Source organism: Amycolatopsis sp. NPDC049691 (assembly GCF_040675005.1).
In the GTDB taxonomy this organism is placed as follows: Bacteria; Actinomycetota; Actinomycetes; order Mycobacteriales; family Pseudonocardiaceae; genus Amycolatopsis.
On the sequence record NZ_JBFANX010000004.1, the window covers coordinates 164,389 to 178,317 of the forward strand.

17 protein-coding genes are annotated in these 13,929 nt (G+C 71.2%); 3 read left to right on the plus strand and 14 right to left on the minus strand.

Annotated features, from left to right (window positions below):
- Positions 1–86 precede the first annotated feature (86 nt).
- From AB0J40_RS10630 to ffh, 12 genes are all read right to left on the minus strand, one after another.
- A complete protein-coding gene (locus AB0J40_RS10630; protein WP_003096226.1) occupies positions 87–410 on the minus strand; it encodes a DUF2469 domain-containing protein in 324 nt (107 codons plus the stop codon).
- Positions 407–1,240 (minus strand): ribonuclease HII, encoded by an 834-nt coding sequence (locus AB0J40_RS10635; protein ID WP_364451350.1) that lies wholly within the window; start codon positions 1,238–1,240, stop codon positions 407–409. Before AB0J40_RS10635 ends, AB0J40_RS10630 begins: the two co-directional genes overlap by 4 nt.
- Positions 1,241–1,331: 91 nt before the next feature.
- Positions 1,332–2,258, minus strand: a complete 927-nt coding sequence (gene lepB, locus AB0J40_RS10640; RefSeq protein ID WP_364450478.1) for a signal peptidase I — start codon at positions 2,256–2,258, stop codon at positions 1,332–1,334.
- 31 nt (positions 2,259–2,289) lie between these two features.
- Positions 2,290–2,658, minus strand: coding sequence for a 50S ribosomal protein L19 (gene rplS / locus AB0J40_RS10645; protein ID WP_072480952.1), 369 nt, complete (start codon positions 2,656–2,658; stop codon positions 2,290–2,292).
- A 133-nt stretch (positions 2,659–2,791) separates the two neighbouring features.
- A complete protein-coding gene (trmD, locus tag AB0J40_RS10650) occupies positions 2,792–3,571 on the minus strand; it encodes a tRNA (guanosine(37)-N1)-methyltransferase TrmD (protein ID WP_364450480.1) in 780 nt (259 codons plus the stop codon).
- A gap of 1 nt (position 3,572) precedes the next feature.
- On the minus strand, positions 3,573–4,085 hold the full coding sequence (gene rimM / locus AB0J40_RS10655) for a ribosome maturation factor RimM (protein ID WP_364450482.1): 513 nt from the start codon (positions 4,083–4,085) through the stop codon (positions 3,573–3,575).
- A gap of 21 nt (positions 4,086–4,106) precedes the next feature.
- Positions 4,107–4,346 carry an RNA-binding protein gene (locus AB0J40_RS10660; RefSeq protein ID WP_003103110.1) on the minus strand — a complete coding sequence of 80 codons (240 nt, stop codon included), beginning with the start codon at positions 4,344–4,346 and terminating at the stop codon, positions 4,107–4,109.
- Complete coding sequence (gene rpsP, locus AB0J40_RS10665; RefSeq protein WP_364450485.1) at positions 4,343–4,783, minus strand: 30S ribosomal protein S16; 441 nt, start codon at positions 4,781–4,783, stop codon at positions 4,343–4,345. The genes AB0J40_RS10660 and rpsP overlap by 4 nt, the downstream gene beginning before the upstream one ends.
- 159 nt (positions 4,784–4,942) lie before the next feature.
- On the minus strand, positions 4,943–5,734 hold the full coding sequence (locus AB0J40_RS10670) for a type II CAAX endopeptidase family protein (RefSeq protein ID WP_364450486.1): 792 nt from the start codon (positions 5,732–5,734) through the stop codon (positions 4,943–4,945).
- Between the two features lie 101 nt (positions 5,735–5,835).
- Positions 5,836–6,561, minus strand: a complete 726-nt coding sequence (locus tag AB0J40_RS10675) for a type II CAAX endopeptidase family protein (protein WP_364450489.1) — start codon at positions 6,559–6,561, stop codon at positions 5,836–5,838.
- Positions 6,562–6,606: 45 nt separating this feature from the next.
- Complete coding sequence (locus tag AB0J40_RS10680; RefSeq protein WP_364450491.1) at positions 6,607–7,683, minus strand: amidohydrolase family protein; 1,077 nt, start codon at positions 7,681–7,683, stop codon at positions 6,607–6,609.
- The gene (gene ffh / locus AB0J40_RS10685) at positions 7,680–9,215 is read right to left on the minus strand and encodes a signal recognition particle protein (RefSeq protein WP_364450494.1); all 1,536 of its coding nucleotides are present in this window, start codon (positions 9,213–9,215) and stop codon (positions 7,680–7,682) included. Before ffh ends, AB0J40_RS10680 begins: the two co-directional genes overlap by 4 nt.
- Positions 9,216–9,398: 183 nt before the next feature.
- On the opposite strand from ffh, the gene AB0J40_RS10690 reads away from it, so the two are divergent.
- Together AB0J40_RS10690 and AB0J40_RS10695 are read left to right on the plus strand one after the other, a co-directional pair.
- The gene (locus tag AB0J40_RS10690; RefSeq protein WP_364450497.1) at positions 9,399–11,189 is read left to right on the plus strand and encodes an ABC transporter ATP-binding protein; all 1,791 of its coding nucleotides are present in this window, start codon (positions 9,399–9,401) and stop codon (positions 11,187–11,189) included.
- 9 nt (positions 11,190–11,198) lie between these two features.
- Positions 11,199–11,666 (plus strand): MarR family transcriptional regulator, encoded by a 468-nt coding sequence (locus AB0J40_RS10695; protein ID WP_364450499.1) that lies wholly within the window; start codon positions 11,199–11,201, stop codon positions 11,664–11,666.
- Positions 11,667–11,933: 267 nt separating this feature from the next.
- On the opposite strand, the gene AB0J40_RS10700 is transcribed toward AB0J40_RS10695, so the two are convergent.
- Together AB0J40_RS10700 and AB0J40_RS10705 are read right to left on the minus strand one after the other, a co-directional pair.
- Complete coding sequence (locus AB0J40_RS10700; protein ID WP_364450502.1) at positions 11,934–12,806, minus strand: Ku protein; 873 nt, start codon at positions 12,804–12,806, stop codon at positions 11,934–11,936.
- Positions 12,807–12,859: 53 nt separating this feature from the next.
- Positions 12,860–13,219, minus strand: coding sequence for a hypothetical protein (locus tag AB0J40_RS10705; protein ID WP_364450505.1), 360 nt, complete (start codon positions 13,217–13,219; stop codon positions 12,860–12,862).
- 121 nt (positions 13,220–13,340) lie between these two features.
- Here AB0J40_RS10705 and AB0J40_RS10710 point away from each other — a divergent pair, with 121 nt between their 5' ends.
- Complete coding sequence (locus AB0J40_RS10710; RefSeq protein WP_364450508.1) at positions 13,341–13,925, plus strand: TetR/AcrR family transcriptional regulator; 585 nt, start codon at positions 13,341–13,343, stop codon at positions 13,923–13,925.
- The last annotated feature ends 4 nt before the right edge of the window (positions 13,926–13,929 follow it).

The following is a 13,929-nucleotide window of genomic DNA, read 5'->3' on the forward strand; positions in this document are numbered from 1 at the left end:
CTGTCGGACCGCTGTGCTAAGGGGCGGAAAAGACCGCGCCGGTTCGTCCAGGACTGGACGAACCGGCGCGGGCGGTGAAGCGGGGCTCAGCCCGAGAACGGGCCGTCCTCGGGCAGCCTCAGGTCCGGCTTGTCGAGCTCTTCCACGTTGACGTCCTTGAACGTGATGACCCGGACGTGCTTGACGAACCGGGCCGGGCGGTACATGTCCCAGACCCACGCGTCGGACATGCGGACCTCGAAGTACACCTCGCCGCCGCCGTCGCGGACCTGGACGTCGACCGCGTTCGCCAGGTAGAACCGCCGCTCGGTCTCCACCACGTACGAGAACTGGCCGACGATGTCGCGGTACTCGCGGTACAGCGAGAGCTCCATCTCGGTCTCGTACTTCTCGAGATCCTCTGCGCTCATGAAATCCGCGCCCCTCCTCGGGCTCGTTCTGCTCCGGCGGAGCGTTCATTGTGACCCACACCCGCGCCCGGGGCATGCAGCGGCAGGCTGAGTTGTGGCTCGAGTGCCTCGTCGAGGACCGCGGTCAGGCTCGCCGCGGTCCCGGATTCCATGGCCTTCTCCAGCGCCGCGTAGGTCAGCACGACCGGCCGCGTCGGCCGCAGGCCGTGCTTGACGGCCACCGTCGCGACGTTCGTGTACGACCACCGGTGGACGTCGCTGGGGCCGTGCTCGCGCAGCGCCGCCAGGTGGTCGGACGTGCTGTAACCCTTGTGCACGTCGAAACCGTAGTGCGGGAGGTCGTCGTGGTAGCCCGCCATGATGCGGTCGCGCGTCACCTTCGCCAGCACCGATGCGGCCGCGATGCACGCCACCGAACGGTCGCCCTTGATCACCGCCGCGTTCGGCGCCGTCAGGCCCGGGACCCGGAACCCGTCGGTGAGGATGTAACCCGGCGAGACGCGCAGCGCCGCCGCGGCGCGTCGCATGCCCTCCAGGTTCATCACCCGGATGCCGTAGAGGTCGACCTCGGCCGTGGGGATGACGATCACCGAGTAGTCGACGGCGCGCTTGAGGATCAGGTCGTAGACCCGGTCGCGCGCCTTCGCCGTCATCAGCTTCGAGTCCGTCAGCTCGGTGAGCTTCGCGTCCCCCTGCTTGAGCACGCAGGCCGCGACCACCAGCGGCCCCGCGCACGCCCCGGCGCCTGCTTCGTCCACACCGGCGACCGGGCCGAGACCACGGCGGTCGAGCGCGCCCTGCAGGCCCCAGAAGAGGTCGCCGCGCACCACGGCCCGCGGCGGCCGGATCGGCTCGGCCGCGGTGAGGGGAACGGGAAGAGTCAAGGCTGGATCACCCGTCTGCCGACACGGATCGGGGTGGCTAGCGTTTCCGGCGCAGTCCGGATTTGAGCTTGCGCCCCAGGAAGAGCACCGGCCACGCCGCCGCGACCCCGGCCCCGAGCGGGATGCCGCTCTGCCAGGCCGGCGCGCCGAGCGCCACCGGCTGGGCCGCTGCCTGCGGGTTGTGGTCGGTGATCCCGCCCCACCGGCTCGGCGGCAGGACGATGATCCGCGCCTTGCCGATGATGTTGTCCACGGGGACCGCGCCGTTCACGCCGCCGCCGCCCTGGAACCGGGAGTCGTCGGAGTTGTTCCGGTTGTCGCCCATGACCCACACCGTCCCGGCCGGGACCTTGACCGGCTCGAAGGGGCGCTCCGCCTGGTTGTCGGCGTTTTCCCAGTAGACGTACGGCTCGTCGAGCGCCTTGCCGTCCACGACGACCCGGCCCTGCGTGTCGCAGCACTGGACGGTCTGGCCGCCGACCGCGATCACGCGCTTGACGAAGTCGCGCTCGTCCGGCGGGGCGAACCCGACCAGCGAACCCAGGCCGCGCAGGCCCTGGACGACGATGTTGCTCGACTCCTGCGGCGCGATCTCGTTGTTGACCCACGCCGGCGGGCCCTTGAACACGATCACGTCGCCCGGCGAGGGCTCGGTGAAGTCGTAGGTGACCCGGTCGACCAGGATCCGGTCACCGGTGCAGCCGGGGCACCCGTGCAGTGTGGCCTCCATCGACCCCGAGGGGATCATGAAGACCTTCGCGAGGAATGTCTGGATCAGGATCGTGAGCACCAGGGCGATCACGAGCAGGATCGGCAGTTCCTTCCAGAACGACCGTTTCTTGGCGGGCTTGGCTCGCCGCCGGCGGGATCCCCCGCGCTCCTCGGAGCGGGACAGCCTTGGCTTGTCCTCTTCGGAGCGGTCGGGGTCATCCTCAGGAGCGTTCTGGGACACGGGTTCGGCCACGTCGTCAGGCTACCGGTAACCGGGTTGTGACTCAGTTAGCCGAGGCCGTCTCGCGGTTCTCGCGGCGCTCCTTGATCTTGGCGGCCTTGCCGCGGAGGTCGCGCAGGTAGTACAGCTTCGCCCGGCGGACGTCACCGCGCTTGAAGACCTCGATCGAGGCGATGTTCGGCGAGTGCACCGGGAAGGTGCGCTCGACGCCGACGCCGAACGAAACCTTGCGCACGGTGAAGGTCTCCCGGATGCCACCGCCCTGACGGCGGATGACCACGCCCTGGAAGACCTGGTTGCGCTCGCGGTTGCCCTCGATGACGCGGACACTCACCTTGAGCGTGTCGCCCGGGCGGAAGTCCGGGATGTCGGAACGCAGCGACTGCTTGTCCAGCGCGTCCAGGGTGTTCATCGGTGGTCCGTCCTCGTCTTCGGTATGGCTTGCGTACAGATCCCGGGCGCGCAACGGTGCCGCTGCGAGCGACCCAGGGGGCTGCTGGCGGGCTCGTGGACGAGGAGGTCCACTCACGCCAACCTGTCAAGTATTACAGACCGGGATCGGACCGGGAGAACCGGCCCTCGGCCTGCTCGGGGTCCAAGCCCTCGAGGACCCCGCGATCGTGCTTGTCGAGACTACCTTCCGGCAGCCGGGCCAGGAGATCGGGGCGGCGGCGGGCCGTCCGTTCCAGGGCCTGGTCACGCCGCCAGCGGTCGATCAGCGCGTGGTTGCCGGAGCGCAGGACCTCCGGCACCGCCAGGTCCCGCCACACCTCCGGGCGGGTGTAGCTCGGCCCTTCGAGCAGGCCGTCGGAGAAGGAGTCCTCCGCGGCCGAGCGGGCGTTGCCGAGCACGCCGGGCAGCAGCCGGACGACGGCCTCGACGACGACCAGCACCGCCGCCTCGCCGCCGACCAGCACGTAGTCGCCGATCGACACCTCGTCGACCGGCATCCGGCGCGCGGCGTCGTCGACGACCCGCTGGTCGATGCCCTCGTACCGGCCGCAGGCGAACACCAGGTGCTTCTCCGCCGCGTACTCGTGCGCCAGCTCCTGGGTGAAGGGGCGTCCGGCCGGCGTCGGCACGACGAGCCGGGTCTCGGACGTGCAGACGTCGTCCAGCGCCGGGCCCCAGATCTGCGGCTTCATGACCATGCCCGGGCCGCCGCCGTACGGGGCGTCGTCGACCGCGCGGTGCACGTCGTGGGTCCAGTCGCGCAGGTCGTGCACACCGACCTCGATGAGGCCGCGGTCGATCGCCCGGCCCAGCAGCGCGGCGCGCAGCGGGTCGAGGTACTCGGGGAAGATCGTGACGACGTCGATCCGCATGTCAGGCGTCCAGGAGCCCTTCCGGCGGGTCGAGCACGACCCGGCCGCCCGCGACGTCCACCGTGGGGACGATCGCGCGGACGAACGGCACCAGCGCCGACCGGCCTTCGACGTCCAGCTCCAGCAGCTCGCCCGCGGGTGAGTGGACGACCTCGACGACCTTGCCGACGACCGTGCCGTCGGTCAGCTCGGCCCGCAGGCCGGCCAGCTCGTGGTCGTAGAACTCGTCGGGGTCCGAAGTCGGCGGCAGCGTGTCCGTGTCGGCGAGCAAAAGCGCCCCCCGCAGCGTCTCGGCGACGTCGCGGGTGAGGACCTCCTCGAAACGCACCAGCAGCCGCCCGCTGTGTTCGCGGGCGGCTGCGATGGTGAGTTCCCTCTTGCTGCCGTCACGCAGCTTCGTCGTCACGGCCGCGCCGACCTTGAACCGCTCGTCCGGCGAGTCCGTGCGCACGTCCACCGCGAGTTCCCCGCGGATGCCGTGCGCCTTGGCGATGCGACCGACTACGACGTCCATCCTGACCGTTTTCCGAAAGGCTCAGCGGTCGGTGTCGACGACGTCCACGCGGACGCCGCGGCCACCGATGCCACCCATGACGGTGCGCAGGGCGGTCGCCGTGCGACCACCCCGGCCGATCACCTTGCCGAGGTCGTCGGGGTGCACGTGCACCTCGAGCGTGCGGCCACGGCGCGTGGTCAGCAGCTCGACCCGGACCTCGTCCGGGTTGTCGACGATCCCGCGCACCAGGTGCTCGAGGGAGTCAGCCAGAAAGCTCACTCGGCCTTCTCACCCTCGGCTTCGGCCTTCTCCGCGTCGGCCTTCTTCGGGGTCGACTTCTTCTTCGGCGTGGTGGCCTCGGTGGAGGGCTCCTCGCCGGCCGCGGCCAGCGCCGCGTTGAACAGGTCCTGCTTGGACGGCTTCGGCTCGGCCACCTTCAGGGTGCCCTCGGCGCCCGGCAGGCCCTTGAACTTCTGCCAGTCACCGGTGATCTCCAGCAGGCGCTGGACCGGCTCGGTCGGCTGCGCGCCGACACCCAGCCAGTACTGGGCGCGCTCGGAGACGACCTCGATCAGGCTCGGCTCTTCCTTCGGGTGGTACTTGCCGATCGTCTCGATGGCCTTGCCGTCCCGGCGGGTGCGCGCGTCGGCGACGATGATGCGGTAGTACGGCGCACGGATCTTGCCGAGGCGCTGCAGCTTGATCTTGACGGCCACGGGTGTGGGTTCTCCTCGAGTCTCTCTGGTGCTGGGCTGGGCGCACGCGAGCCGAGTGGGGACACGGACGCGGGCACCCGAAGGTCAGGAGCTTTCGCGCGGTGAGAGGGTCCGGCGGAAGCAGGCAGTGACCCATTCTGCCAGACGGCGCCCGCGCACCTAGAAAGAGGCCACCCCGAGCGCCCCGAGCAGGATGGTCAGCGCCGGGAGGAAGTTGTTCACCTGGTGGGCGACGATACTGGCCGGCAGCCGCCCGGTGACCAGCCGGGCCAGGCCGATCGGCACCGCGATGACCAGCAGCAACGTCGTCCGCAGCGGCTCGAGGTGACTGGCCGCGAACACCGCCGTCGACAGCAGGAACGCCGCCACGCGGCCCCAGCGCTCGCTGCGCCACTGCAACTGCTCGGCGGCGCCCCAGAGCAGGCCGCGGTAGATGATCTCCTCGCAGATCGGGCCGAGCAGCCAGAGGTAGACGAACATCACCACGGCCGCCGAGATCGACATCTTCCGGTCCTCGACCAGCGCGCTGATCGCCGACGTCGCGTTCGCGTTGCCTACGAGCCGCGTCCACAGGTAGGCGCCGAGGGTGGTGAAGACGAGCCCGATGCAGCCGTAGCGGAACCCGGTGCGGACGTCGGCCCAGCGCCACTCCAGCCGCAGGTCGGCGAAGGGGCCGTTGCCGCGCAGGTACGTGATCAGCACCGCGACGCCGGCCGCGATCATCGTCGGCAGCATCGTGCCGAGCAGCACGACGCGGATCGGCAACGGGCCCGGGCCGGTGTCGCCGACCAGCACCGACACGAACGCCGCCGACGCCAGCAGCACGGCCTCGACGAGCAGGAAGGCCCCGAAGCCCCAGCGGTGCGGCCGCGAGGGCGGGAGGAACGCGGCCGGCTCCTCGGGGTCCGGCGGCGCGTCGGAAGCCGGATCCCGGGGCTGGGAAGTGGTCACGCCTGGCCCTCCGCGTCGCTCGGCTCCTGCGTCGAGCCTAGCGGCCGCAAAGTGATCGCACAGTATCCGTCCGACTACTGTGCACGATTCTCGCAACACCCTCAGTGCGCGACGAACAGCAGCACCGCGGGCGGCAGGTTGTTGGCCGCGTGCGCGATCACCCCGGCGCTCACCCGGCCGGACAGGTGGCGGGCCAGCCCGATCGCGATGCCCTGGCCGATGAGCGCGATCGTGCGCGTCGGCTCGCCGTGCAGCTGGGCGAACACCACCGATGTGAGCAGCAACACCACCCACGGCGGGACCCGGTGGAACGCCAGCGCGTTCCACAGCGTGCCGCGGACCAGCAGCTCTTCGGTGATCGGCGCGCCGGCGATGACGATCACCGCGGCGAGCACCAGCCAGACGGTGTCGCCGTCGAAGGTGTCGGCGAGGTCGGTGAGCGGGCTGTCGGAGACGTCGTCGGCGCCGTAGACGGCGATCAGCACCAGGTTGAGCCCGTAGCCGACGACCAGCGCGAGCGCGCCGCAGGCGAGGCCGATCCGGACGTCGCGCCAGGTCGGCTTCAGCCCGAAGTCGGCGCGCAGGCCTTCACCCCAGCGCCACGAGCCCACCGCCGGGCCGAGGCCGAGCAGCAGGTTGGGCACGAACGCCAGGAGCAGCAGCGGGCCGATGTCGTGCAGTTCGAGGGGGTCGAACTCGCCGACGTTGCGGTTGACCGCCGCGGCGATGGTCAGGTTGACCAGGTAGTAGCCGGCGATGCCCGCGATGAACGCCACGAAACACCAGTGCGCACCCAGCACGCGCCGTGCGCCGTCGTCGTCCGTCACGCACCCAACGCTAAAGTGCCGACCCCCCAAGGAAAACGGCGGGGGTCACGCGTACACGACGCCGCCGAGCACGATGTGCGAAGGGTGCCGCAGGACTGCCAGGTCGTCGCGCGGATCGCTGCGGTAGACGAGCAGGTCGGCGGGCGCGCCGTCGGCGATGCCGGGGTGGCCGAGCCAGTCGCGGGCCCCCCACGACGCGCTCGCGAGGGCCTCCTCGCGGGTCATGCCCGCGCGGTGCAGCGCCTCGATCTCGTCGACGAGCCTGCCGTGCTCGACCATGCCGCCGGCGTCGCTGCCCGCGAAGACGCGTACGCCCGCTTCGATCGCCGTGGCGACCATCTCGCCGACGCCGGCGTGCAGCGCCCGCATGTGATCGGCGTACACCGGGTACTTGCCGGCCTTGTCCGCGATGCCCGGGAAGTTCTCGATGTTGATCAGGGTCGGGACCAGCGCGACGTCGTTGCGCGCGAGCTCCGCGAGCTGGTCGCCGCTCAGGCCGGTGCCGTGTTCGAGGCAGTCGATGCCCGCCGCGATCAGGCCGGGCAGCGCGGCTTCGCCGAAGACGTGCGCGGTGACGCGGGCGCCGTGGTCGTGCGCGACCTTGACGGCCTCGGCCAGGACGTCGTCCGGCCAGAGCGGTGCGAGGTCGCCCGCGCCGCGGTCGATCCAGTCGCCGACGAGCTTGACCCAGCCGTCGCCGTCCCGCGCCTGCCCGGCCACGGCGTCCGGCAGCTGCGCCGCGTCTTCCAGCTCGATGCCGAGCCCGGGGATGTAGCGCTTGGCCAGCGCGAGGTGCCGCCCGGCGCGGATGATCGTGGGCAGGTCGGCGCGCCGCTGCAGCGGCCGGACGTCGATGGGCAGCCCGCAGTCGCGGATCAGCAGCGTCCCCGCGTTCCGGTCCACGATCGCCTGCGCCGTCGCCTCTTCGAGCGAGACCGGCCCGCCGACGCCGATGCCGGGGTGGCAGTGCGCGTCGACCAGCCCCGGCACGAGGAAGACGTCCCGGCCCAGCGTCTCCGCGTCCGGTACCGGCTCGAAGGAGATCCGGCCGCCGCTGATCCAGAGGTCCCGGGACTCGCCGCCGGGCAGGACCACCCCGGCGGCGTGCAACGCCGTGCTCAATTGTCCTTCGGGTTCTTCGGCAGCTTGAACTTCGACGGGTCGAAGCCCGGGACGTCGTTCATGCCGCCCAGCTGCGAAAGGTCGGGCATCCCGCCCGGCATCTGCCCGCCCGGGGGCAGCATCGGCATACCCCCGGGGAAGCCGCCGCGGACCTTGGGCTGCGTCGGGCCGCGGCCCTTCTTGCCCTTCTTGCCCTTGCGGGACTTCGAGCCGCCCCCGCCGCCGAAGCCGAACCGGCCGGCCATCTGGGCCATCATCTTGCGGGCCTCGAAGAACCGGTTGACCAGGTCGTTGACCTCGCGGACGGTGACGCCGGAGCCGTTGGCGATGCGCAGCCGGCGCGACCCGTTGATCAGCTTCGGGTCCGCCCGCTCGGCCGGGGTCATGCCGCGGATGATCGCCTGCAGCCGGTCGAGGTGCTTGTCGTCGACCTGGGCCAGCTGGTCCTTCATCTGGCCGGCGCCCGGGAGCATGCCGAGCAGGTTGCCGATCGGGCCCATCTTGCGGACCGCGAGCATCTGCTCGAGGAAGTCCTCCAGGGTGAGCTGGCCGCTGGAGAGCTTCTCCGCGGCCTTCTCGGCCTGTTTCTGGTCGAAGGCCTGCTCGGCCTGCTCGATCAGGGTGAGCACGTCACCCATGCCGAGGATCCGCGACGCCATCCGGTCGGGGTGGAAGGTGTCGAAGTCCTCGAGCTTCTCGCCGTTGGAGGCGAAGAGGATCGGCTGGCCGGTGATCTCGCGGACGCTCAGCGCGGCACCACCGCGGGCGTCGCCGTCGAGCTTGGTGAGCACGACACCGCTGAAGCCGACGCCGTCCTGGAACGCCTGGGCCGTGGTGACGGCGTCCTGGCCGATCATCGCGTCGACGACGAACAGGACCTCGTCCGGCTCGACCGCGTCGCGGATGTCGGCGGCCTGCTTCATCAGCTCTTCGTCGACACCCAGGCGGCCCGCGGTGTCGACGACGACGACGTCGTGCTGCGCGTGCTTGGCCTCGGCGATGGCGCGGCGGGCGACGTCGACCGGGTCGCCGACGCCGTTGCCCGGCTCGGGGGCGAACGTGACGACGCCCGCGCGCTCGCCGACGACCTGCAGCTGCGTGACGGCGTTCGGGCGCTGGAGGTCGCAGGCGACCAGCATCGGCGCGTGGCCCTGCTTCTTCAGCCACAGCGCGAGCTTGCCCGCGAGCGTCGTCTTACCGGCACCCTGCAGACCGGCCAGCATGATCACGGTCGGCGGGTTCTTCGCCAGGTTCAGCCGGCGCGTCTCGCCGCCGAGGATCCCGACGAGCTCCTCGTTGACGATCTTGACGACCTGCTGGGCGGGGTTGAGCGCCTGGGAGACCTCGGCACCCTTCGCCCGGTCCTTGATCCTCGCGATGAAGGTCTTGACCACGCCGAGGGCGACGTCGGCCTCCAGCAGCGCGATGCGGATCTCGCGCGCGGTGGCGTCGATGTCGGCGTCGGACAGCCTGCCCTTGCGCGTGAGCGTCTGCAGGGCGGCGGTGAGCCGATCGGAGAGGGTGTCGAACACGGGTGTGCACGCTCCAGCTGGGTCGATGGTGGCGCGCCGGACTCGGCCGGCTCTGTCGAGGGTAGTCGCTCCGGGTCCTCGGCCTCACGGGTACGCGCACGTAGTACGCACACGTGTACTACCTCAACACCTGCTTCTGGAAAATGACTGGAAAGCGGTCCGCCATTCGGTAAACATAGGCGTATGACCTCTGCGACCAGACCCCGGCCGTCGCTCGCCGAACCGGCCGCCGACACCGACGAGCCGGTCCCCCTCCGGCGGATCGCCGGCCTGTTCCGCGCGCACCGCGGCTCCCTCGCCGCGCTGTTCGCGCTGATCGTCGTGCAGGCCGGGCTCGGCGTGACGTCGCCGTTCCTGCTGCGCGAAATCCTCGACGACGCCCTCCCGCACCGCGACACGCTGCTGCTGAGCCTCCTGGCGGGCGGGATGATCGCCTGCGCGGTCGGCAGCGCGTCGCTGGGCGTGGCCACCACCGGGCTGTCCAACACGATCGGGCAGCGCGTGATGAACGAGCTGCGCGTGTCGGTCTACGGCCACCTGCAGCGGATGTCGCTGGGCTTCTTCACCCGGACGAAGAGCGGCGAAGTGCTCTCGCGGGTGTTCAACGACATCGGCGGCGTCGACAACGTCGTCACCACGACCGCCGGGTCGATGGTGCAGAACCTGACCACGACGACCGCCATCACGGTCGCGTTGATCCTGCTCGACTGGCAGCTCGCGGCGCTCTCGCTGATCGTCGTCCCGCTGTTCCTGCTGTTCACGCTGCGGCTCGGCAAGAAGCGGCGGACGCTGGCCCGCGGCCGCACGCGGCGGATGGCCCGGCTGACGACGATGGTCGAGGAGTCCCTCTCGGTCACCGGCGTGCTGCTCGCCAAGACGATGGGCAACGAGCGGGCGATGCGCGAGCGGTTCGGCGCCGAGTCGCGCGAGATCGCGTCGCTCGAACGCGCGGCGGCGCTGGCCGGACGCTGGCAGATCGCGTCGCGGGCGATGAGCCTGACCGTCATCCCGGCGCTGGTCTACTGGATCGCCGGGCTGGCGCTGGCCGGCGGGGCGTCCCCCATCTCGCTCGGCACGGTCGTGGCGTTCACCAGCATGCTCAACCGGTTGGTCGCGCCGGCCAGCGCGATGCAGACCATCGGGCAGAACGTGGCGACGTCGAAGGCGCTGTTCGGGCGCATCTTCGAGGTCCTCGACCTGCCGGTGGAGATCGGCGACAAGCCCGGCGCGGGCACCCTGGAGGTGCGCCGCGGCGACGTGGCCATGCGCGGGGTGTCGTTCCGCTACGACGAAGACGGCCCGCTGACGCTGAAGGACATCGACCTCGACGTCCCGGCCGGGACGACCACGGCGCTCGTCGGCTCGACCGGTTCCGGCAAGACGACCCTCGCCTACCTGGTGGCGCGGCTGTACGAGGTGAGCGAGGGGTCCGTGACGATCGACGGCACCGACGTCCGCGACGTCACCCTGGCCTCGCTCGCGGCCGGCGTCGGAATGGTGTCGCAGGAGACGTACCTGTTCCACGACACCGTCCGGGAGAACCTGCGCTTCGCGAAGCCGGACGCGACCGACGAGGAGATCGAGGCCGCCGCGAAGGCCGCGCACATCCACGACACCCTGGCCGCGCTGCCCGAGGGCTACGACACCGTCGTCGGCCAGCGCGGCTACCGGTTTTCGGGCGGCGAGAAGCAGCGGATGGCGATCGCGCGGATCCTGCTGCGCAACCCGCCGGTGCTCATCCTCGACGAGGCGACCAGCGCGCTCGACACGCGCACGGAACGCTCGGTGCAGGCCGAGCTCGACCGGCTCGCCGCGGGCCGCACGACGCTGACGATCGCCCACCGGCTGTCCACTGTGGAGCACGCCGACCAGATCGTGGTGCTGCACGAAGGCCGGATCGTGGAACGCGGGACGCACGAGGAGCTGCTGGCGCGCGACGGGCGTTATGCCCGGCTGGTCCGGGGAACCGCCTAAGCTGGGGCCATGCAGCCCGAACCCGACGTCGCAGCACCGGTCAGCGCGGACCCCGAGCTGGCCGACCTGGCCCGCCGGGTCCGCGAGGGCGTCGGGCGGCTGAACTGGCGGATGCGCGCGGAGCGGGACCCCAGCGGTCCGGGCCCGGCGGTGCTGGCGGTGCTGAGCAGGCTCTACCGGGCGGGCACGCACACGCCGACCGAGCTGGCCGAGGCCGAACGGCTGCAGCCGCAGTCGCTGACGCGGATCCTCGCCTGGGTGACCGAACGCGGGCTGGTGACGCGCTCCCCGGATCCGGCGGACGGGCGCCGGTCGCTGGTCAGCATCACCCCGGCCGGGCTGGCGGTGCTGCGCGAGTACAGCGTCCGCCGCGAGCGCTGGCTGGCCGGCGCGATCGAGGCGACGCTCTCGCCAACCGAACGGCAGCTGCTGAGCCTGGCCTCGGAACTGATGCTGCGGGTGGCGGACGCCGGATAGCCGCCGCGGAGACCCCTCGATCCCTCCACGGCGGCGATCCGGCGTTCACACCGCCTCCCCGCGGTGCGTGGCGCGGGTTCCGGGAACGGGCCGCTCCTCCGTCGGCCCGCCCCGGAACCCTGGGTCCCCGGACGGCTCACCTCCCCAGGGGCCGTCCGGTTCTCCCCCCTGCCTGCGGTCCGGTACCCGCTGGCAGGACGAAGTCTGCCGCGGCCGGGTACCCGGCCAGCAGTGGGAGAACCCTCAATTACCCGTGGGTAGTAATACTCAAGGCGTCTGCGTGCGGTTGCGCGTCGCCGCTCGCTTCGCCGTCGTACCCGCCTTCGCGGCTCTCGACGCGGCAGCTTTCGCCTTCGCCACGGCCGCGTTGCGCGCGTCCTCGGCTTCGGACGCCGTCTCCTGCAAGGCCGCCAGCAGCCGCGTGACGCCCTCGGCTTGTTCGGCCGCGGTCGGCTGGACGACCTCCGCGCCGTCGATCTTCGCCTGGACCAACGCCTCGAAGGCTTCGCGGTAACGGTCGGGGTAGCGGGCGGGGTCGAACTCGCCGGTCAGCTCCTCGACGAGGTTCACGGCGCGCCGGAGCTCACCCGGCCGGATGTCGACGTCGGCGTGGCGGAACGGGAAGTCGGGCGCGCGGACCTCGTCCGGCCGGTGCATCGTCTCCAGGACGATCACCTGGTCGCGCACGCGCAGCGCGCCGAGGGTCTCGCGGCGGCGCAGCGCGACGGTGACCAGCGCGACCCTCCCGGACTGCTGCAGAGCCTCGCTGAACAGCACGTACGGCTTCGTGCCCGCCGGCTCGGGCTCCAGGTAGTAGCTCTTCGCGAACCAGATCGGGTCGACGTCGGCGAGCGGCGCGAACCCGCGGATCGCGATCGTGCGGCCAGGCATCGGCAGCGACGCCAGCTCGTGGTCCGACAGCAGCACGACGTCACCGCCGGGGACGGCGTACCCGCGGACCATCTCTTCGGGTGGCACTTCGGCGCCGTCGACCTCGCACACCCGCTTCACCCGGACGCGGCCGCCGTCGGCCTCGTGGACCTGGTGCAGCGGAAGCTCACGGTCCTCCGTCGCGCTGTACGCCTTCACCGGAACGGCGTAGCCGCCGAACCCGATCGTGCCCGTCCAGATCGCGCGCATGCGAGCCACCTCCGCAGCTCCCAAGCTAAACAGCCGCCCGCGCGCGCCGACAGCTACAAACGGGTGTCAGGCGCGACGGATTCGCTCACGCATTCGAACGACGGCGTGACCTCGTCGAGCGCTTCGGCCGAACAGCGGGCCGCGATGGCCGCCGCGCGGAGCACCTCGGTGACGACCTCGACGTCCGGCGGCGGGGCCGCGGCGAGCGCGTTCGCCCCGCCTTCGACGCGGGCGGCGAGGCCGGCGAGCGCGTGGGAGATGGCCTCCTGACCGGCGATCAGGTGGGCGAGGACGTCGGTGAGCTCGGCGGTCGTGGCGCCCGGCCCGCCGCAACGCAGGCTCGCGGCGAGCTCCTCGGCGCAGGAGCGCAGGTGGGTGGCGACGACCGTCGGCGGCAGCGTCACGTCGTGCATCACTCACCCCCTCGGGCCGGTCAGAGCAGCCATGGTGCCACCGCACCCGCTGCCGGTTACGGCGACACACCGCAGGCCGCTTATTTGACCGTACGTTCTCGAAAGGAGTAGGGTTTCGATCATGTCCCGGGTCAAGGAGTTCGACGTCGACGAAGCCTGCGACGCCGCGCTCGCGCTCTTCCGGCGTCAGGGCTACGAGGCGACGTCGGTCAGCGATCTCGTCACGCACCTCGGCGTCGCCAAGGCGAGCCTGTACGCCACCTTCGGCACGAAGCACGACTTCTACGTCACGGCGCTGAAGCGGTACGCCGAGCGGACCGACGCCCGGGTCGTGGCCGAGCTGTCGGGGCCAGGCTCGGGAGTGGCCGCGGTGCGCCGGCTTTTCGAGGGCTACCAAGCCGAAATCCTCGGCGACGACACGAGGATGGGCTGCTTCGTCGTCAACGCGGCGATCGAGCTGCTCCCCCACGACCCCGAGGTCGCGCGGCTGGTGGAACGCAGCTGGGACACCCTCGAGGTCGCGCTCACCATGGCACTGGAACGCGCTCGCTCCCAGGGCGAACTGCCCGAGGGCAGCGACCCGGGGACGCTGGCGCGGTTCCTGCTCACCGTGCTCCAGGGACTGCGCGTCCTGGGCAAGAGCGCGGACGCGGCGAGCCGGCTGGACGCGGCCATTTCGCAGGCTTTACGGCTTATTCAAGACTGATCAG

What these genes read in the sequence shown, in the direction of transcription:
- AB0J40_RS10630 (WP_003096226.1), bottom strand. Translation starts at nt 410, where the DNA reads ATGAGCGCAGAGGATCTCGAGAAGTACGAGACCGAGATGGAGCTCTCG.
- trmD (WP_364450480.1), bottom strand. Translation starts at nt 3,571, where the DNA reads ATGCGGATCGACGTCGTCACGATCTTCCCCGAGTACCTCGACCCGCTG.
- AB0J40_RS10695 (WP_364450499.1), top strand. Translation starts at nt 11,199, where the DNA reads ATGCAGCCCGAACCCGACGTCGCAGCACCGGTCAGCGCGGACCCCGAG.
- rplS (WP_072480952.1), bottom strand. Translation starts at nt 2,658, where the DNA reads ATGAACACCCTGGACGCGCTGGACAAGCAGTCGCTGCGTTCCGACATC.
- AB0J40_RS10700 (WP_364450502.1), bottom strand. Translation starts at nt 12,806, where the DNA reads ATGCGCGCGATCTGGACGGGCACGATCGGGTTCGGCGGCTACGCCGTT.
- AB0J40_RS10690 (WP_364450497.1), top strand. Translation starts at nt 9,399, where the DNA reads ATGACCTCTGCGACCAGACCCCGGCCGTCGCTCGCCGAACCGGCCGCC.
- AB0J40_RS10705 (WP_364450505.1), bottom strand. Translation starts at nt 13,219, where the DNA reads ATGCACGACGTGACGCTGCCGCCGACGGTCGTCGCCACCCACCTGCGC.
- rimM (WP_364450482.1), bottom strand. Translation starts at nt 4,085, where the DNA reads ATGGACGTCGTAGTCGGTCGCATCGCCAAGGCGCACGGCATCCGCGGG.
- AB0J40_RS10710 (WP_364450508.1), top strand. Translation starts at nt 13,341, where the DNA reads ATGTCCCGGGTCAAGGAGTTCGACGTCGACGAAGCCTGCGACGCCGCG.